The organism is Chryseobacterium manosquense (assembly GCF_014623485.1).
GTDB classification, from domain to species: domain Bacteria; phylum Bacteroidota; class Bacteroidia; order Flavobacteriales; family Weeksellaceae; genus Kaistella; species Kaistella haifensis.
The window spans coordinates 1,686,803-1,703,832 of sequence record NZ_CP060203.1; the positions used below are offsets into that span (position 1 = coordinate 1,686,803).

The 17,030-nt window shown below is 38.6% G+C and carries 16 protein-coding genes and 1 riboswitch; of the genes, 12 read left to right on the top strand and 4 right to left on the bottom strand.

The window, feature by feature from the left end:
• Nucleotides 1-31 precede the first annotated feature (31 nt).
• The 7 genes from nosZ (at nt 32) to H0S70_RS08075 (ending at nt 6,539) form a co-directional block, all read left to right on the top strand.
• Nucleotides 32-2,032, top strand: a complete 2,001-nt coding sequence (nosZ, locus tag H0S70_RS08045; protein ID WP_123903481.1) for a Sec-dependent nitrous-oxide reductase — start codon at nt 32-34, stop codon at nt 2,030-2,032.
• 49 nt (nt 2,033-2,081) lie between these two features.
• A complete protein-coding gene (locus H0S70_RS08050; protein ID WP_188320441.1) occupies nt 2,082-2,666 on the top strand; it encodes a hypothetical protein in 585 nt (194 codons plus the stop codon).
• Nucleotides 2,667-2,705: 39 nt separating this feature from the next.
• The gene (locus H0S70_RS08055; RefSeq protein WP_123248828.1) at nt 2,706-3,116 is read left to right on the top strand and encodes a nitrous oxide reductase accessory protein NosL; all 411 of its coding nucleotides are present in this window, start codon (nt 2,706-2,708) and stop codon (nt 3,114-3,116) included.
• Between the two features lie 7 nt (nt 3,117-3,123).
• Nucleotides 3,124-4,350, top strand: a complete 1,227-nt coding sequence (locus H0S70_RS08060; protein ID WP_188320442.1) for a nitrous oxide reductase family maturation protein NosD — start codon at nt 3,124-3,126, stop codon at nt 4,348-4,350.
• Between the two features lie 35 nt (nt 4,351-4,385).
• A complete protein-coding gene (locus H0S70_RS08065; protein ID WP_188320443.1) occupies nt 4,386-5,099 on the top strand; it encodes an ABC transporter ATP-binding protein in 714 nt (237 codons plus the stop codon).
• Nucleotides 5,096-5,863 carry an ABC transporter permease subunit gene (locus H0S70_RS08070; RefSeq protein WP_188320444.1) on the top strand — a complete coding sequence of 256 codons (768 nt, stop codon included), beginning with the start codon at nt 5,096-5,098 and terminating at the stop codon, nt 5,861-5,863. Before H0S70_RS08065 ends, H0S70_RS08070 begins: the two co-directional genes overlap by 4 nt.
• 121 nt (nt 5,864-5,984) lie before the next feature.
• Nucleotides 5,985-6,539 carry a fasciclin domain-containing protein gene (locus tag H0S70_RS08075; RefSeq protein WP_188320445.1) on the top strand — a complete coding sequence of 185 codons (555 nt, stop codon included), beginning with the start codon at nt 5,985-5,987 and terminating at the stop codon, nt 6,537-6,539.
• Between the two features lie 85 nt (nt 6,540-6,624).
• Here the strand turns inward: H0S70_RS08075 and H0S70_RS08080 are convergent, their stop codons facing one another.
• Nucleotides 6,625-7,839, bottom strand: a complete 1,215-nt coding sequence (locus H0S70_RS08080) for a hypothetical protein (protein ID WP_188320446.1) — start codon at nt 7,837-7,839, stop codon at nt 6,625-6,627.
• Entirely contained in the window at nt 7,839-8,435 is a 597-nt protein-coding gene (locus tag H0S70_RS08085) for a Crp/Fnr family transcriptional regulator (protein ID WP_188320447.1), read from the bottom strand. Before H0S70_RS08085 ends, H0S70_RS08080 begins: the two co-directional genes overlap by 1 nt.
• A 108-nt stretch (nt 8,436-8,543) precedes the next feature.
• Between H0S70_RS08085 and ppk1 the strand changes: the two genes are divergently transcribed.
• The 3 genes from ppk1 (at nt 8,544) to H0S70_RS08100 (ending at nt 13,753) form a co-directional block, all read left to right on the top strand.
• Nucleotides 8,544-10,613 (top strand): polyphosphate kinase 1, encoded by a 2,070-nt coding sequence (gene ppk1 / locus H0S70_RS08090; protein ID WP_188320448.1) that lies wholly within the window; start codon nt 8,544-8,546, stop codon nt 10,611-10,613.
• A 59-nt stretch (nt 10,614-10,672) separates the two neighbouring features.
• A riboswitch (cobalamin riboswitch) is annotated at nt 10,673-10,840 on the top strand.
• Nucleotides 10,841-10,869: 29 nt separating this feature from the next.
• On the top strand, nt 10,870-12,699 hold the full coding sequence (locus H0S70_RS08095; RefSeq protein WP_188320449.1) for a TonB-dependent receptor plug domain-containing protein: 1,830 nt from the start codon (nt 10,870-10,872) through the stop codon (nt 12,697-12,699).
• Nucleotides 12,700-12,715: 16 nt separating this feature from the next.
• Entirely contained in the window at nt 12,716-13,753 is a 1,038-nt protein-coding gene (locus H0S70_RS08100) for an NHL repeat-containing protein (RefSeq protein WP_188320450.1), read from the top strand.
• 77 nt (nt 13,754-13,830) lie between these two features.
• Here the strand turns inward: H0S70_RS08100 and H0S70_RS08105 are convergent, their stop codons facing one another.
• Both H0S70_RS08105 and H0S70_RS08110 read right to left on the bottom strand, forming a co-directional pair.
• Nucleotides 13,831-15,252, bottom strand: coding sequence for a CCA tRNA nucleotidyltransferase (locus tag H0S70_RS08105; RefSeq protein ID WP_188320451.1), 1,422 nt, complete (start codon nt 15,250-15,252; stop codon nt 13,831-13,833).
• A 93-nt stretch (nt 15,253-15,345) separates the two neighbouring features.
• On the bottom strand, nt 15,346-15,597 hold the full coding sequence (locus H0S70_RS08110) for a hypothetical protein (protein WP_188320452.1): 252 nt from the start codon (nt 15,595-15,597) through the stop codon (nt 15,346-15,348).
• Between the two features lie 214 nt (nt 15,598-15,811).
• Here H0S70_RS08110 and H0S70_RS08115 point away from each other — a divergent pair, with 214 nt between their 5' ends.
• Together H0S70_RS08115 and H0S70_RS08120 are read left to right on the top strand one after the other, a co-directional pair.
• Nucleotides 15,812-16,270: a GtrA family protein gene (locus H0S70_RS08115; protein ID WP_188320453.1), complete on the top strand. Its 459-nt coding sequence runs from the start codon at nt 15,812-15,814 to the stop codon at nt 16,268-16,270.
• Between the two features lie 25 nt (nt 16,271-16,295).
• On the top strand, nt 16,296-17,021 hold the full coding sequence (locus H0S70_RS08120; RefSeq protein ID WP_188320454.1) for a lysophospholipid acyltransferase family protein: 726 nt from the start codon (nt 16,296-16,298) through the stop codon (nt 17,019-17,021).
• The last annotated feature ends 9 nt before the right edge of the window (nt 17,022-17,030 follow it).

Consider the following 17,030-nt stretch of genomic DNA (forward strand, 5'->3'; position numbering starts at 1 on the left):
TTCTGAAAAGAAAAATTTTAATCAAATATATATGAAAAGTCTTAAATTATTGGGGCTCTCTGCCATTGTTGCTGTAACAGCGCTGACAGGTTGCAAACCAAAAGGTACTGAGACCGCCGTAAGTGGTGACGCTGCACAAAAAGTATACGTTGCTCCCGGCAAGTACGATGAGTTTTACAACTTCGTGAGTGGTGGTTTCAACGGGCAGGTAAACGTATATGGCTTGCCAAGCGGAAGATTGTTAAAGGTCCTTCCTGTTTTCTCCGTAAATCCTGAAAACGGATACGGATACAGTGAAGAAACCAAACCAATGCTCGAAACTTCTCACGGGTTTATTCCATGGGATGACCAGCATCACCTTTCCCTTTCACAAACTAATGCGGAAGTGGACGGAAGATGGCTTTTTGCCAACGCAAACAACACTCCGCGCGTGGCAAGGATTGATTTAAAAACATTCAAAACGGTAGAAATTCTGGAGTTACCAAACTCTGCGGGAAACCACTCCTCACCATTCCTTACCGAAAATACGGAGTATGTGGTGGCCGGAACCCGTTTTGCAGTTCCTACAGATGATGCCAACGGCGATGTTCCTATTGATTCTTTCAAAGAAAACTTCAAAGGAGTACTATCTTTTATTGGAATCGATCAGCAAACGGGCGGTATGGATCTTTCTTTTCAGATTGAAGCTCCGGGGATTAACTTTGACCTTTCGCATGCCGGTAAGAAAAAATCGGGCGACTGGTTCTTCTTCTCCTGCTACAACTCAGAGAAAGCAAATACTTTACTTGAAGTAAATGCTTCGCAGAATGACAAAGACTTCATCATGGCAGTGAACTGGAAAAAAGCTGCTGAACTGGTGAAAGCCGGAAAAGGAAGAAAAGTAACCACAGAATACGCGCACAATAAATGGGATGAGAGTACCCACAGTGCAACATCTACAATGAAGAAAGAAGTAGTTGTGCTTTCTGTTGAAGATATGAAAGATGCTATGTTCATGATTCCTTGTCCTAAATCTCCACACGGATGTGACGTTGACCCAACTGGTGAATACATCATCGGTTCCGGTAAATTGGCTGCACTTATTCCGGTATTCAGTTTCGACAAAATGATTAAAGCAATCGCTGACAAAAATTTTGCAGGAGAATACGATGGTGTACAGGTTATTAAATACGAAGCTGCTTTGCACGGTGAGGTTCAGAAACCAGGTTTAGGCCCACTCCACACAGAGTTTGACGGAAAAGGAAATGCCTACACTTCGATGTTCGTTTCTTCTGAAGTTGTGAAATGGAATATTAAAGACCTTAAGGTTCTTGACAGACAACCAACTTTCTACTCTGTAGGACATTTGATGATTCCAGGCGGTGATTCCGGGAAACCTTTCGGGAAATACCTTGTAGCGTACAACAAAATTACAAAAGACCGTTATCTACCTACAGGTCCGGAACTGGCGCAGTCTGCACAGCTTTACGACATCAGTGGTGACAAAATGAAGCTTTTGCTGGATTTCCCAACATTTGGCGAGCCGCATTATGCACAGGCACTGCCCGGAGATATGATCTCTAAAAACCAGGTTAAATTCTTTAAAATAGCCGATAATAAACACCCTTATGCAACCAAGGGAGAAGCTGAAAGTAAAGTGGTGAGAGAAGGGAACAAAGTTCACGTTTACATGACATCAATCCGTTCGCATTTTGCACCTGATAATATTGAAGGAATCAGAGTAGGTGATGAAGTTTACTTCCACGTAACCAATCTCGAGCAGGACTGGGATGTACCTCACGGTTTTGCCATCAAAGGCAACCAGAATGCCGAACTTCTGATTATGCCTGGAGAAACCTGTACTCTGAAATGGGTTCCGAAAAAACCTGGAATGTACCCAATGTACTGTACCGACTTCTGTAGTGCACTGCACCAAGAAATGCAGGGATATGTAAGAGTATCACCCGCAGGAAGCAATACTCCGCTTATCTATTCTCTGAATAATAAGAAGGACAACGCACAGAGCCCGGTAAAACAAGGGGAAACAAAATAAATTCAGAAATAAAGGGCAGATATTTCTGCCCTTTTTAATTCAAAAAAAAATGAAAACTCATACCTTAAATAACTTAACAAGAGTTTTACTAATCGTTTGCGGAATCGCCCTTATCGTTTCCATTTTTGTACCGCTTTGGTCCATTTATCTGGAAGCACCGCAATATCCTGAAGGTTTGGCCATGTATCTCTGGGCAAGTAAAATTACCGGAGAATACGAAATCATCAACGGACTTAATCACTATATCGGTATGAAGACCATCCACCCCGAAGATTTCTGGGAGTTTACAGTACTTCCCTATGCTTTAGGATTTTTCGCAGCACTTTGTTTACTGGCTGCTTTTCTGAATAAAAAGATGTGGCTTTATATCACTGCCGTTTTATTCATGATCTTCGGCGTTGCATTTATGGTAGATTTCTGGCTTTGGGAATACGATTACGGTCACAATCTGGATCCTAACGCTGCTATTGTAGTACCGGGAATGTCTTATCAACCTCCTTTAATCGGATTTAAGCAGCTGCTTAATTTTGGCGCATATTCTTACCCGAACATCGGCGGTGGAATTATGTTTGGCGTTGCATTAATTTTGGCTATATTAGCATTTATAGAGTTCAGAAAACCAAAATCTGTCTGAGATTTACATTAAAATACGATCAACTTAATTTTAAATCAAATGAATTTTACAAAACCACTTATTCTAGCAGTCTCAGTTTTAGCAATTATGTCTTGCCAGAAGAGCGGTCCCCAAGATTTCGCTCTCGGTAAAGACCAGTGCGATAACTGCCGGATGACCATTACTGAACAGAAATACGCTACCCAGTTACTCACGGAGAAAGGGCGGGCCTATAAATTTGATGACATCATGTGTATGAACATGTACGAAAGTTCAAATCCCGACAAGGCCACCAATGCAAAAACCTATGTGATCGATTTCCCTTCCGGTAAATTTCTGGAAAAAGCTAAAGCTACCTTCATCAAAGGCGGCAGCATAAAATCCCCAATGGGCGGAAACACACAGGCTTATCAGGACAAGGCCGCTGCACAGAAGGCTGCTGCAAGCCTGGGAGCAAGTCTAATTAAATAAGGAATTCATGTTCAGATTAATGTTGCTGTTTTTTCCGGTATTTGTTTTTTCGAATATTCTAAAAGTAGGGAAAAACGAACAGTTTAAAACCATTAAACAAGCTGTCGCCGCATCGCAAGGTGGCGACAGTATTTTAGTGAAAAGCGGGGTTTACAAAGAAGGCAACCTCAGCATTACGCATCCTTTATCACTTATCGGTATCGGCAGGCCGGTTCTGGATGGGGAAATGAAGTATGAAATCCTCTCTTTCCGCGCCAACAATATCCTGCTGAAAGGATTCCGAATCATCAATTCCGGTGAAGACGAAATAAAAAACATCGGCGCAGTGAGGCTTTACAACAGCCATTACTCAACCATTGAAAATAATATTTTCGAAAACAACTATTTCGGCATTTACATTCAGCGCGGTTACCGGTGCATGATTCGCAATAATAAAATAATTTCTACGCGGGCCACTTCACAGGAAGGAATTGGTGACGGAATCCACGCCTGGGTAAGCGAGGAAATCTGGATCAAAAACAATTATATTGAGGGTCACAAAGACGGCATTTACCTCGAAAAAGTTATTAAATCATACATTTACCGCAACTACTCTAAAAAAAATCTAAGATATGGCCTCCACTTTATGTCCTCTAACGACGATGTGTATGTAGGCAATACCTTCGATAACAATAATGCGGGCGTAGCAGTAATGTACAGCAATAACGTAGGAATGGTCGCCAACAATTTTATCAATAACTGGGGTGACGCGAATTACGGCTTACTTCTGAAAGACATCAGTTTCAGTAAAATAAAACATAACAGATTTCAGAACAACACGACTGCCATTTTTCTTGATGGCGCCACGAAAATTGATCTTTTCAAAAATGATTTCGAAGACAATGGGTGGGCAATGAAAATCAATTCCAACTGTATGGAAAACCGTGTGATGAACAACAATTTCATCAATAACACTTTTGATGTCAGCACGAGCGGCACCATGGCGATGAACGATTTCAAAAAAAATTTCTGGGACAAATACGAAGGCTACGATATGGACAAAGACAAAGTGGGCGACGTTCCTTTTCACCCGCTGAGTTTATATTCTGTTCTTGTAGAGAACAATCCATCGATCATGCTGCTTTTTAAAACATTCTTTGTAGATCTGCTCGACAAAACCGAAAAAATAATCCCCAGTCTCACGCCCGAAAATTTTGTGGATGAGCAGCCTTTGATGAAAAAAGTTGAAATATAGAAAAGAAGTGAGAGTTTCCCACCAAATTTAGAATTATGATAGAGGTAAAAAATTTAACTAAAAAATTCAGCAAATTCACCGCTCTGGATGATTTGAATTTAACTTTCACCAACAGCAAATCTATAGCCCTTATAGGTCCCAACGGCTGCGGAAAAACCACTTTAATCAAATCGATTTTAGGACTGAATGTTATCGAAACCGGCGATATTCTGGTAGACGGCAAAAGTGTGAAAGACGATTATCTCTACCGCCAAGACATCGGCTATATGCCACAGATCGGCCGCTACCCGGAAAATATGAGTATCGGCCAAACCATTAAAATGATTAAGGATACGCGGAAAATATCCGAAACCCATCTCGATACCGAACTCCTGGAAAACTTCGAACTGGAGAAAATGTACGACAAGAAAATGGGAACACTTTCCGGAGGAACGACACAGAAAGTAAGCGCTGTACTGGCATTTATGTTCGATCCTAAAGTCATCATTCTAGATGAACCCACCGCGGGCCTGGATCCTTTGGCTTCAGAAATTCTGAAAAACAAGATCATCAAAGAAAAAAACAGGGGCAAACTCATCATCATTACCTCGCATCTTCTGAGTGAACTTGATGATATTGTGAGCGAAATTGTTTTTATGAATGAAGGAAAAATCATCGTTCAGCAATCGGTAACCGACTTGATGACCGAAAGAAAATCGGAAAAAATATCAGAATCCATCATCAGCATCCTAAAAGAAATGAAAAAATGAACAAGATCGCACGCTTTATCCTTTTTGATATTTTAAAAAATAAGATTGTAATTTTCTACACAATTTTACTTTTCATTATTTCCTGGTCTGTTCTCGGTCTGGAAAGCAATTATACTAAAGCGACGCTAAGCCTGCTGAATGTAGTGCTTCTGGTAGTTCCTTTAGTAAGCATTATTTTTTCGACCATTTATGTTTACAACAGCAGCCAGTTTATCGAACTCCTTCTGAGCCAGCCGGTGCCGCGGGTAAAAGTCTGGTTTAATATTTTCGTGGGACTTTCTACCGCGCTGGTTCTGGCGTTTCTGTTGGGATGCGGAATTCCGATTCTGCTGTATTCTTCCATTGAAACAGGATTTTCGCTGATCATTATCGGAATTTTACTTTCGGTGATCTTCACTTCTTTTGCGATGCTTTCGGCCATTATCAGCCGCGACCGAGCGAAGGGAATCGGAATCTCGATTTTCATCTGGATGTTTTTCAGCATTATTTACGACGGAATCCTGCTCGTTCTGATGTTCCAGTTTGCCGATTATCCTATTGAAGGAATCATGGCCACACTTGCAGGTCTCAATCCGGTGGGGCTTTCGCGCATTTTCGTTTTGCTCCAGCTTGATATTTCAGCGATGCTGGGTTACTCGGGAGCTGTATTCCAAAAAGTTTTCGGATCAGGCGGCGGCATGGGAGTTTCGATGCTGATTCTCATGATTTGGGCAACGGTTCCATTTGTACTTTCGTTGATAAAATTCAATAAAAAGGACCTTTAATTACTAAATAAATAATGTTTTTTCGCTGTGGTGATAAATATCATGATGCCAGACACTTGTATATGACCGCAGTCATACCTTACACTTAATTTTTGTGAGTAATTTTAATAAAAATTAAGCAATGAAAAAATCGATTATCATTTTAGGTTTAGTTGGGCTCGCGCTGGTTTCTTGCAAGAAAAATGAAACAGCAACCACAGATTCTGCTACAACTACCGAAGCTGTAGGTCAGGGGCAGGAAGCTGTTCAGGACGATGTCTCCAATCCAAACATTGTGCAGCTGGCGGCAAAAAATCCGGATTTATCAACCCTGGTTACCGCAGTGAAAGCGGCAAACCTCACAACATCTCTCAGCAATGCTGGCCCATTCACTGTCTTTGCGCCATTGAATTCAGCTTTCGAAAAACTTCCTTCAGGCACTGTTGAAGGTCTTCTGAAACCGGAACAGGCTGATGCTTTATCTGATGTTTTGGGATATCATACTTACGTTGGGGTTATTAAAGAAGAAAATATGACCGACGGACAAAGTTTAGGAATGGTAAACGGTAAAAATATTAAGATCACAATTGTAGACGGTAAGCCGGTAATCAACGGAAAAGCAAAAATTGTAGCGACAGTTCCTGCTTCGAACGGCGTTGTCTATGCGATCGATGAGGTACTACTTCCGGAAAAATAAATTCTAAGTTTGTTAAATTTAATTGTAGAAATAGCTCTCAAAAAAATTTTGAGAGCCATTTTTTATTTATGAAAAGTTGCAGTTATTAATTCTGTTTCTTCGTCTTTAAATTAATAAAGATGATCAGCAGTGCAACAAAAATCAGCAAAGAAATGTACAGTAGAAAGTGGTTTGCATAAGGAATCGAAATATACTTTATCGAAAAAATGCCCATCAGTCCCAGAAGAAGTTCATTAAGGAAAATCCCTAATAGGAAAAGCTTCAGCCCTAACAGCAGCGTTTTCGAAATAGTGAAGAAATTAGTTGCCAGGATCTGGTTCACCAGAAACGTAGCGATACACATCAGCAGAACCAAGTGCAGATAAGCGATTACGACATTACGGAACCCAAAAGCAAACTGGTTTACCGCAGGGATATTTGACCCCAACTGCAGCGCAATTTTCACGGCAAATGCAAAACCTACGAATAGCAGTACAAACCTCTGCATTGGCGACCATTTTAGGACAAGACTGGTCCAGCTTTTTTTTACAAAACCATAAAGTATAATAGCGCCGGCGGTTTGGCCAAGTGTTCCTAAAACGATTACCGCGAAGATCATAGCAGGCAGCTTCATCCATAAGAACGAAAGACCTACGCCTATCAGACAGCCAAAAAACATCAGCCAGAACAGCAGTTTATTTTTTTTCGCAGAAATGGGCGAACCCGCCTCCTTCATTGAATAAAGCAACAGACCGATGCAGGAAAATATAAAGAATCCGTTATACTGAAAATGAAGAAAATAATATTCTGAAGCCAGATAAAGATCCTGATTTATGTTTTTTGAACTCATCATATAAGCCAGGTTGAAAACACCAATCGAAGAAATCACGGCAAAAAATAATCCGGCAAGAAACCAGATTTTGGAGGCATCCTGAATTTTTCTAGCATCCACCACGAAGAAATAACAGAATACAAAACTAGCTAGCAGTGCGGTTGTAGAAGCTACAATCGACGCCCAAAAATAACCGCCGTAGATAAACGTACCGAGCATTGCAAAAGATGCGGCAAGGTTAATGACGATTAAATATTCATACTTTCTGAGCTTAACCAAAGGGTTCACTTTGCTTATATAATGCACGATAAGCACATACAGCACATTGGTGATCCAGCCATAAAACGCAAAATGAGAATGAGCTTCCTGAAGATGTTTCTGATCCAGATACGGAAAAGAAAATTGGATTTTATAACGCATGATGACACCCAAAAGCGCCACCAAAAAGAAATTGAAAACTGAAAATTTTAGCCAGAACGTGCGATGCATCAATAGTATATTTTATGATTAATGAGCTGTATTTTTTGTTCCCGTTCCATTTTTTTCACGGTACGGATCACGGTTTCTATTGCCAGTCCTGTAGAATTTGCAATTTCTTTACGCGTAACGTCGATAATTGTTTTTTCACTCGGCTCTAAACCTATAGTTCTCTTATGAAGATTGAGAAAACTTAAAATTCTTTCGTGAGGACACTGGTGAACAATCGATTTTAACCTCAGCGTCTTATCATAAGCTTTTTTGGCGATCTCGTTCGTAAATTCAAAAAGAATCTCAGGATTATCGAGCATGAATTTTTTGTAAAGACTTTGACTGAAACTGAAAATCTCAGCACTTTCACTTGCAATTACAGCATTGGCAGGATACCTTTCGGAGAGTAGGAATGGCGGTTCGCCGAGAAACTGGTGCTCATTCACCTTATTAATTAAAAATTCTTTACCATCGGAATCGGAGTTAAAGATCCTGATTTCACCTTCTGTAAGGTAATAAAGGTTTAAAGCCATTTGATCTTCCCGGAAAAGGGTATCCTTTTTTTTAAGATAAATCACAGGAACCTTGTTTTTTAACAATATTTCTCGTGTGAACATAGGCAAAGTTTGTCACAAATTTAACGTAAATTTATCGTTCTGCCTATGATTTCACCCCGAAAAGTGGGTAAAATTTTCCTATTTTTGGGGAAAATAAGAGACTGAAACGTGGCAAATCAATTTAATCCCCGAGACATTACCTGGTTATCATTCAACGAACGTGTGTTGCAAGAAGCGATGGACGAAAACGTACCTCTCCATCTGCGCATCCGCTTTTTGGGAATCTTTTCAAATAATCTTGATGAATTCTTCCGGGTACGCGTGGCCGGATTAAAACGTGCGATGGATTTCAAGAGCAAATATATTTCCGAATCTTTCTACCAGCAACCTACCAAAATCCTACAGCAGATCAACGAAATTGTAATCCACCAGCAGCAGAATTTCGATAAGACGTGGAAAAAAATCCAGATGGAAATGGCAGAACAGAAGGTTTTTATACGGACCGCAAAAAATCTTTCACCTGCACAGGAACGGTTTGTCAATGAATATTTCGACGAAATGGTGGAAAGTAACGTGATCCCGATCTTGCTTCATGACAATGTTCCAATGCCCTATTTACGGGACAAATCTCTGTATCTCGGCATAGCGATGCGCAAAAAAGATTTCTTATACGAAACCAAATTCGCCATTATCGAAATTCCGTCCAGGGAAATCGGACGTTTTGTTTTGCTTCCATCTGAAAATAAGGACGAAAAAAACGTAATGCTGTTGGAAGATGTGATTACCTTTAATTTGCCACATATTTTCTCATATTTTGGTTATGATGAATTTTCGGCTCATTGTTTTAAAGTAACCAAAGACGCAGAATTTGATCTCGATAATGACATCAAAACTACACTCGCCGAAAAGATTGAAAAAGGCATCAAATCCCGAAGAAAAGGCAAACCTACACGTTTTGTTTTCGATAAAGAAATGGATAAATCTTTGATCGAATTCCTGATTCGAAAACTGAACTTAACGAAGAAAGACAGCATCATTCCTGGTGGAAAAATTCATAATTTCAGACATTTCATGGATTTTCCGGACGTTTTCAAAACCTATACAAAACCGGAAGAAAGAACTTCCTTCGATCACCCAGAATTCGTTGGAAAACGGGTAACTGACGTGATTCAGAAAACTGATGTTTTGCTTACTTTTCCGTATCACAAATTCAATCCAGTTATCGATTTGTTGCGGGAATCTGCGATGGATCCAGATGTAAAAACCATTCAAATCACCGCTTACCGATTAGCAAGTCATTCGAAAATTATCAATGCATTGATCAACGCTGCCCGAAACGGTAAAGAGGTTACCGTTATGCTGGAACTACGCGCCCGTTTTGATGAAGAAAGCAACCTGATATGGAAAGAGATTTTGGAACAGGAAGGCGTGAAAGTTCTGGTCGGAATTCCCAATAAAAAAGTGCATGCGAAGCTCTGCGTAATTAAAAAAAGAGCGCACAACAAAACCATTCAATACGGATTTGTAAGCACCGGAAACTTCAACGAAAAAACTGCGAAGATATATGGTGACCATTTGCTGATGACCTCAGACAGAGGTATTATGGCAGACATCAATAAAATATTTAATGTCCTTCGAAAGCCGAAAGAAGATATTTTGCCAACCTTGAAAACTTGTAAAAAGCTTCTGGTTTGTCCGCAATTTATGCGTGAAAAAATCATTGCTCACATCGATAGAGAAATTGAAGAAGTCAAAGCTGGCCGAAGATCGGAAATGATCATTAAAACCAATTCGTTAAGCGACAGAATTTTAATTGAAAAATTATATGAAGCCGCAATGGCCGGCGTGAATATCAGATTGATTGTTCGTGGGATTTATTGCGCGGTCAATCAAAAAGAATTTAAAGAAAAAATAAAAGCGATAAGCATCGTTGATGAATATCTGGAACATGCTCGGGTAATGTATTTCTACAATAAAGGAAATGAAGATCTTTACATTTCTTCCGCCGATTGGATGACGCGAAACCTGGATTACCGAATTGAAGCTGCCGCAAAAATCACTCAGAAAAACTTAAAAAAAGAATTGAAAGATATCCTGGAAATTCAGTTGAGCGACAATGTGAAAGCCCGAATTCTCGACAAAAAATTGCGAAACGAATATGTGAAAAACGATCATAAAGAAATTCGTTCGCAAATAGAAACTTACCATTATCTGAAAAGTAAAGTTCCAAAAGAATAAAAACCAAGCCCGAAGATCATTTCGGGCTTCTTTTTTGTCTTTATCCTTGAAATTTCATCACAAAAAACTTACCTTTGTCACACTTTTGGAAAAGGGAATCACGTGAAATCCGTGAACTGTCCCCGCAACTGTAAATCACGCAAAAAATTGTTTCGAATAAACCACTGGCAACGGGAAGGTGAAACGATGTGAAAGTCAGGAGACCTTGCTAAAGGATAACAATATAAAAAAGCTTTCGGTGGAAAGGCTACAAAATATGACGAAACATTCCTTTTTTTCGGTGCTGTTCACTTTTTGTTTTTTGCTGGGATCTGCTCAGGAAAAAACTATCGACACGGTTTTTGTCTTTGATAATCAGTTAAAAAATTCTACGAAGTTTCAGCTAAGTTCTACCTTAAAGGAAGAAGATATCCTTAAAAACTCGACCAACCTTTCCGAGGTTCTGCGCTTTCAGTCTCCGGTTTACATTAAAGAAAATGGGCGTGGTATGGTTTCTTCTCCGTCTTTTCGCGGTACCACTGCGCAGCAAACAGCTTTCATCTGGAACGGTATTAATGTCAACTCTATTCTTCTCGGGCAAGGTGATATCAATAATCTGAATCTATTGGGTTACGATAATCTGGAAGTGAAATCCGGCGGCGGAAGTGTAATTTACGGAAGCGGTGCGATCGGTGGAACCATTCACATGAACAATGAACTGCAATTTAATAGAGGCTTAAGCAATAATTTATTTTTTGAATATGGCTCGTTCAATACCATTAATACATTTCTCAAAAGCGCTTTCAGTGATGAAAAATTCAGCATCAAAGTTTCTGGGAATTTTGTAAAAAGTGATAACGATTATCATGTTCCCGAAAAGCGTAATTACACGAATTTAAATGGCGGATATGACAACCGCACGTTCAATTTAGGTGCCGCTTACAAGATTAATTCAGAAAACAAGATCTTTTGGCAAACCCAAATTTTTGATGGCTGGCAGCATTACCCCGTTTTCTCCGAATACGACACCAGAACCAAATATAAAACAAATACTTTCAGAAGCTTAGTGCACTGGGATCTGAATTTAGCAAATATTAAAAACAGCTTTAAAATTGCTTATCTGGAAGATGAATTTCAGTATTTCGGAAATATCACTCAGCCAAAAACAAGCGGTGGAATGGCGAAAATTTATTTGGCAAAGAATGACTTTAATTATATTTTTAATGATAAGCTCGCCATCAATACTATTGTAGAATATCAAAATAATCAGGCGGAAGGCTTTCAGTCGGGTATTAACAAAGTGGAAAGAAATTTGGGTTCCGCTGCGTTACTTTTTCGATGGAATCCCAATACCAAAATGCAATTCGAAGCGGGTACTAAAAAAGATTTTGTTGAAAATATCCAGACTCCATTCCTTTATTCGTTTTCTGGGAAAACTTTTGTAACAAACTGGTATTCTGTCGTTTTAAATGCTTCAAAGAACTTTAGGTATCCATCATTCAACGATTTGTACTGGAAACCCGGCGGAAATTTAAATCTAAAATCCGAAATTTCGCATCAGGCTGAACTCGCTAATAATTTCAGGCACAATAATTTCAGCTTAAACATTACGCCGTATTACATCCGTATTAAAGATATGATTCGGTGGTTGCCCAATGCTTCCGGAGTCTGGTCGCCAATTAATACGAATAATGTAGAATCATACGGCCTGGAATCTCAATTGAATTTCAAGAAAAACTTCGAGAAGCAAGATGCCAAATTTTCTTTAGGTTATATTTTCACCCATTCGAAAAACCTGGAAACTGATAAGTTTTTAGCCTACGTTCCGCAACATAAAATTTTCGCAAATGCCAACTATCGCTATGATTTTCTTGAGTTTTTTGCTCAGGGAATGTTAAACGGTCTTACCTACACCAGCGATGATGAAAAGAAAGATTATTCAATTCCTTCCTATTTCGTGATGAATGCCGGTTTTAATCTTCGCCTGTTCAAGCATTATCAATTGGGTTTCAAAGTAAACAACATCTTCGATGAAATTTATGAAACTACCGCCTATTTTCCGCTGCCAAAAAGAAATTACAGCGCCAACCTTTTAATTAACTTTTAAAATAATATCAATGAAAATGACCAGACTTTTTTCCGCAGCTATTGCGTTAATGCTAACGTTTACGATTTCATGTCGTAACGACGATCCTGTTATTGAAGAGCCCAAAGGTGCGTACCAAAATGGAATTCTTGTTGCCAATGAAGGCGGATTCTCGACACCGACCTCATCCGTAGATTTCTTGTCTGCAGATTTGTCGAAACAAGAAAATAATATCTTTTCTACACAGAATGCGAATGCAACATTAGGAAACGTTTTTCAATCAATAGGGTTTAAAGGAGATTTAGCTTATCTTGTGCTGAATGTACCAAACAAAATTGAAATCGTTAACCGATATACCTTCAAAAAAGTGCAGACCATCTCTGCAAATTTGGAGCAACCGCGATATATCGCTTTTAGCGGAAACTTTACTTATGTGACGAATAATAACTTTAGCGATGTTCGCAAATTAAATATCTATGATGCTTCCAATGCCTTTGTAAAAAGCATTGATTTCGACAGATATGCAGAAAAAGTGGTTGCAGCTGATGGTTTCGTTTATGTGCAGACTGATGGGGTAACTTATGATGCCAACTATAATGCATTGCCTACAGGACATACTATTACGAGAGTAAATGCAGCGACCAACAATGTGGACCCAGCAATTACTTTAACGGATAATGGGATGATTAAAGACATGGTTGCAGACAAGAATATGGTATATGTTTTAAGTGGCGACAACACTAATAGCTATCTTTACAAAATTACCGCGAAAACCGGCACCTTCGAAAAGGTAGAATTGTCTGGCATTAAAGCAGCTAAACTTTCAATGGATAACAATAAACTTTATTTCATAAGTGCTGCGAAAAAAGTGTACAGTTTCAGTGGCAACACAGCAACGCCTTTGTTTGATGTAACTACCAACTATATTTATGGTTTTGATGTCATTGACGGCAACACCTACGTCTCTGATCCTTACTTTTCAAAAGAAAGTACGACAAGAATTTATAACTCCACCGGCACGCTTTTAAAAACGTTAACAACTGGTGTTGGAACCAACGGCTTTTATAAAAACTAATCGTTATAATATCTTTTAAAAAAAATGGCGTTCCTCCGGAACGCCATTTTTTTATCTGCTTATTATTTTCTAAACTTTTAGCCTGGAGTTAATCCCAAGATTTCCGCTTCTTTGATAACGAAATTTCGGGCTTGGTCTTTATCATTTTCAATTTCTCCTTCCAAGATGGCTTCTTTCACCTTTTCCTTTAAAATCCCGATTTCTCTTCCGGGTTTTAAGTTGAAAAGCGTCATAATTTCTTCACCCGAAATCGGCGGTTGGAAATTCCGAACCTGATCTTTTTCCTCTACTTCCTTTATTTTCTGAGCAACATATTCAAAGTTTTTCTTGAATTTTTGCTGTTTCGATGTATTTTTGGTCGTAATATCTGCTTTGCAAAGCGTGAAAAGATCCTCCAAATCATCACCGGAATCAAAAAGCAACCGTCGAAGCGCCGAATCCGAAGTTCCATCATCAATTAATGCAATCGGTCGTGACGATAGCTTTACCATTTTTTGCACATACTTCATATCGCTCCCCATCGGTAATTTCAGTCGGTAGAAAAGACTTTTCACCATTTTTGATCCCAAAAATTCGTGTCCATGAAAAGTCCAGCCTGTTCCTTCTACGAACTTTTTGGTGGGTGCTTTTCCGATATCGTGAAGCAAAGCCGCCCAACGAAGCCAAAGATTTTCAGTATTTTCCGAAATATTATCAACCACTTCCAGCGTATGCCAGAAATTATCTTTATGTGTTTGACCTTCTACTTCTTCGATTCCGCGCAATGCTGTTAATTCAGGAATAATGAGCGGTAAAAGTCCTGTTTCTTCGAGCAATTTCAAGCCAGTTGACGGTTTTTCTGAAAGCATGATTTTGTTGAATTCCACCATGATTCTTTCCATGGAAACAATTTTAATTCTTTCCGCTTCCTTCTGGATTGCCCGAAGTGAATGTTCTTCGATTTTAAAATTTAAAGTGGAAGCAAAGCGAATCGCCCTCATCATCCTCAAAGGATCATCGGAATAGGTCTGGCTTGGCTCCAATGGAGTTCGAATAATTTTATTTTGGATATCTGAAATTCCGTTGAACGGATCGATCAGTTCACCGAAACTATCCTTGTTTAGGGAAATCGCTAATGCATTAATGGTGAAATCTCTGCGTTTTTGGTCATCTTCCAAAGTTCCTATTTCTACCGATGGCTTTCGGGAATTTTCGGCATAACTTTCTTTTCGGGCACCTACGAATTCCAAATCTAAACCTTCGTGTTTGAACATTGCGGTCCCGTAATTTTTGAAAACGGAAACCTTTAATTTTGGATTGATTTCTTTGGCAACCGCTTTGGCGAGATCCATCCCATTTCCTTCGGTAACAAAATCGATATCTGTAGGAGCTTTTCTTTTCATGAGCAAATCACGAACATATCCACCTACAATGTAGATGCTTTGATTGTTGTTTTCTGCAACTTCTGATAGGGTTTTGAATAATTTGAAATTTCTATTTTGAGTAAAATTGATCAGCATACCTTGGAAATCCGAATTCCGGAAATTTCTGCAAAGATAATTAAAATAGAAAAAGTGTCTTTGTTTTGCCTTCTTCTAATTTTAAACTCGATTCTATTGAATCGGTTTATCCATTTGGATCAGCCAATCTCCGATCTCATCTTCCAAATATTCGGTTTGAAGTTTCACAGCGTTTAGGAAATCATCAGGAATATTTGAAATGTCCGTATTCTCCAGATTCCATAATTCATCGGACATCAATTCGTACTCGGAATAAATTCTTTTGAATCTCGGACTTTCCTTTTCCAAAGCTTCAATTTTTTGCTTGTGCGGAGTAAATTTTCGGTACTTTCTAGGAGTGTTCATGAGTTTTGCGTTTAGTTTTTATCGAAAAAAAATTGTTCAATTTGGTGTTCTAAGATAAAAACCATTCTCACAAACGATTGAAAATGAAAATTTTATCAGATAATATTTCTTATTTGGAAAAATAAAGTTATACATATTTTCGAAATAAAAAAATATTTTAACAAGTTTTCTTATTGTTTAACATATAGTTATAAATTTGCACATATTCTTTTTTATGAAAGAACTTTTACTGAAACAGAAACAGGTTTTGTTTTTCATTATTGCTGGTGCACTGAGTGCTGTTGTAGAAATCGGTTCGTTCAAAATACTGAGTTTATATTTGCCTAAAATATTTATTGATGAGAATAATTTTCATGGAATTCACTATCCTTTAAGCAATATCTTTTCGACATGTTGCGGAATTATTACCAATTATTTTCTTAGTATTTGGTTTGTTTTCGAACGGGGAAAACATTCCAAAAGAAAAGAATTTGCTTATTTCATGTCGGTTTCTTTTTTATCAACCATTTTGAGTTTAATTGTTTTTCAAATGTTTTTCCGTTTTGTATTTACGGATGTTATCAATTTAGGCTTTTTTGTATTTAGCCAGGAAATGATTAGTAAAATTGCGGCAATATTATTGGTTTCAATGTTGAATTACACCGTAAAAAAGAAGATGATTTTTAACGGATAATTTCCTCAGAAAAAGAAAAAATTAAATGAAAAAAATCTTGAATTATATATGGCGTGGCTGGATGATTATCTTGGGAACTGTGCTTACCATCGTCCTAGGAATTCCGGTTTTGTTGCTATCAATAAGGAAAAAAGATTACAAATATGCTTACCAATTTATCCGACTTTGGTGTTTTGGAATGTTTTACGGAATGGGATTTCGCTACGAACTGAAAAAACTGACCGATAAAAAAATTGATAAAAACACGCAATACGTTTTCATATCAAACCACACCTCGATTATGGATGTGATGCTTCCCTGTATTTTAATGCCGAACCATCCGCTTTGCTATGTTGGAAAAAAGGAATTGGTGAAAATCCCGATTTTTGGAACCATTTACAAAAGGATTTGCGTGATGGTGGATCGCAGCTCTGCCAAAAGTCGCGCCGATGTATACCGAAGATGCGCGGAACGTATGGAAGAAGGCCAAAGCATCGTTATTTTTCCTGAAGGTGGCGTTCCGGATGATACTTCAGTGGTTTTGGATCATTTTAAAGATGGTGCTTTTATTTTGGCTTCAAAACATCAATCTCCGTTGGCAGTTTTTACGTTTGTTGGGTTAAAGGAAATGTTTCCGTTTGATTATTCGAAAGGTTTTCCGGGTAAGGTGAAGGTCTATTTTAATGATATTTTGCCTCCAGACAAATCGAGCAGTGACCTAAAAGCGCTGGCTTATAGCGCAATAAAAAAGACTTTGGAAAACTCAAACTGAGAAATAATT